Raw genomic sequence first — 2,800 nt, forward strand, 5'->3', positions numbered from 1 at the left:
ATGAAAGTTTTTTTAAATACAAATCTAGTTTCTATCTCTCCTTTATCTCCAACAAAGATTCTTTAAGTGATGAATATTTACAAGCTAGAAAAGATTTATGAATGAAATAAATAAAATAGGGCTAAAATTGACATAAATTCTATTCATAAAGGAATCTCTATATAATGAATAATACAGACAATTATAAAGAAACTTGGAAACATCTCAAATCTGCTTTATTTTATACCATACTCTCTACACTTACTTTTTTAAATATAGTATTTTTCTATGTCCTTACTTTTATCCCCTTTCCATTCTTTGGGTGGATTACACTCTTTATCCTTTCTTGTATATGGATATATCTCTTTATTAACTTTATGATTTATATTATCTTTCAAGCTTTTAATATCAATAAAAAGATAAATAAACTCTACATAGCTTTACCCTATCCTATCATTATGCTTACTTGGTTTGGCTTTAGCTTTGTCCCTTTAGAATGGCAACCTAGCTTTAGGGAGTTTGAGAGATTATGTGGGGAGTTAAAAGATAAAGAAATTATTTACAATAAGGAAGTTTATGAAAGAATGCGAGACAAAAAATATGGGATAGATGTAAAACTAATTGAAGAAAATATAAGCCTAAGAATAAGCAAAGCAGAATATCAATATTACGAGTATGGAACAAATATTTTATATAAAGGCTACAAAACTTATGGTTGGCTAGATATTGGTTTATTTGCTAAACTTGATAGGACATTGGCTTGTGATGGAATAGATGAATATAAACAAAAAATACGAGAAAGGGGGTATTAACACAGATGAGCAGACAAGAGAAATATAATACACTCTTTGAGTATGCAGAAATATGTTGGGCTTCTTATTCCACAGGTTTAAATGAGGGAATGTTTGGAAAAGATTCTAAAGGTAAAATGAAAAATTCAGATGAGAAAAATAAAAAAGCTTTACCCACCTACCACCAAGCCCTTAGCGAATCTTTTCTATTATTCTTTGATAACTACAATGTAAGATTTGATAGCAAACGAGCCGATAAGTTTGTCAATCGTTATGCGATTCTTGCCTTTAATCAAGATGATGAGACAGGATTCTCTGCTACTTTATTTAAAGATACGAAAAATGATGAACTTATCCTTGCTATAAGGGGTATTGATATATTTCAAATCAGTCATTCTTTTTGGGCTGCCGCTAAGGCTGGACTAAAGATATTTAGAGGTAAAGTGCCTATAACATATTATTTAAGTATGCTTAAATTTTATGATGAGAAACTTAAATATATTATTAATGATAAAAAGATTGTAGTTACAGGACACGCTTTTGGTGGATATTTAGCTCAACTCTTTGCTCTAAGCTATCCAAGTATTGTGGAAAAAGTCTATACTTACAATGCGGTAGGCGTAACCTCTAATCAAGTTACACATTATATAAATAAGGCTGTGGATATTACTAATGAAATAACGACACAAGTTGCATTTGATTTTAGTATTTATGATAATAACATTGATGAATTTAAAAGCATTGCTATTACTGATAAAGTAAAAAATGCTATTAAATTGGATAATAATTTACTTGTTTGCAGTGATAAAACTATTCAAAATGAAATTCCCAAATACCTCCAAGAAGAATTTATAACAACACAGCAAAATTCTTATGATTATCAAACCGCAAAAACAGGAGCAGCAAAGCTCTATAATGAAATCTTAAAAGCACCAATAGGGGATAATGTATTTGTCAAAGTTAGAATAGATAGTTTTTTGCCACATACTATTGATACCGAAGTATTTACTCTTAATAAATCAATGAGTGAAGCACTATTTAGACTCATTAAATATCTACCAAATAGCCATAATGAACTTCCAAAAGAACTTCAAGCATACATATATCAGGTATATACAATTGACCTTATGGATACGACAACTATAATGAAGCAATTTGGTAATCATATACTTGCCACAGAGGTTATTGAGTTAAAACTTGATGTATTTAAACTCATAACCAAATATGAATGGCTTAAAAAGGATAAAGCTAAACAAGTATTGAGAGGTTTAAAAATGGCTAGTGCTGTAAATTGGCTACTTGTATTAATCTCAATTGAAGATATTTGCAATGAGCTTTTAAAACAATCTCTAGTTAGTGATAATAATCCGCATACAGAATATTATATAAACTGTTATTGGTGCGGTTGGGAATCTTTGATTTGGCAATAAGTATTTAAGGAGAAAAAATGAAAAATAATGATTTATATTATGAGTTAAATTATATCAATGCTAACAATAAAGATACTTTAATCACTTCTATATACGATATTAAGAAGCGGGATAAGGGATTTTATGTGCATACCATAAATAACAATGATATAGATTCTATAAATAAAGACTCTCCTATTCATCTACTTAGAGCTTTATATACCTGCAAATCTTTTGCTATCTGCAAAGAAAATGGTGAGAGTTTTATTAATAAAGATAATGCTGGTAAGATTTTAGGTTATAAATCAAATTTTGCAAATATCTTTATTTTTGGCAAAGATTCTCTAAGTGATGAATATTTACAAGCTAGAAAAGATTTATATAAAAGTGTAACAAAGATAAGAGAAGAGAGGCAGAGTGAATATGAAAAGGAAAGAGAAAGAATAAGCAATCTTACCTATGAGGAATATCAAACAGAATTAAAAGATAAGCAAAGACAAGCAAGATTAAGTAACAATAAAGATTCCTATCTCTTAGAATCTCAAGATAAAAATAATATTATCATATTCCTAGATAAAATAAATCCTAAAGATTTAGAAAATAAAAATATTTATTCTAATT

2 protein-coding genes and 1 pseudogene are annotated in these 2,800 nt (G+C 28.5%); all 3 read left to right on the forward strand.

Going from position 1 to position 2,800, the window contains the following annotated elements; genetic code table 11:
• Positions 1-164: 164 nt before the first annotated feature.
• A complete protein-coding gene (locus CQA44_RS11720) occupies positions 165-791 on the forward strand; it encodes a hypothetical protein (RefSeq protein WP_115547387.1) in 627 nt (208 codons plus the stop codon).
• A 5-nt stretch (positions 792-796) separates the two neighbouring features.
• Positions 797-2,200: a hypothetical protein gene (locus CQA44_RS11725; RefSeq protein ID WP_115547388.1), complete on the forward strand. Its 1,404-nt coding sequence runs from the start codon at positions 797-799 to the stop codon at positions 2,198-2,200.
• 17 nt (positions 2,201-2,217) lie between these two features.
• Positions 2,218-2,800: pseudogene (locus CQA44_RS11730) on the forward strand (lipase); the annotation flags it as partial.

Source organism: Helicobacter sp. MIT 14-3879 (assembly GCF_003364125.1).

Excerpts from the sequence above, each read along its gene's own strand:
- CQA44_RS11725 (WP_115547388.1), top strand. The coding sequence starts at position 797 with ATGAGCAGACAAGAGAAATATAATACACTCTTTGAGTATGCAGAAATA.
- CQA44_RS11720 (WP_115547387.1), top strand. The coding sequence starts at position 165 with ATGAATAATACAGACAATTATAAAGAAACTTGGAAACATCTCAAATCT.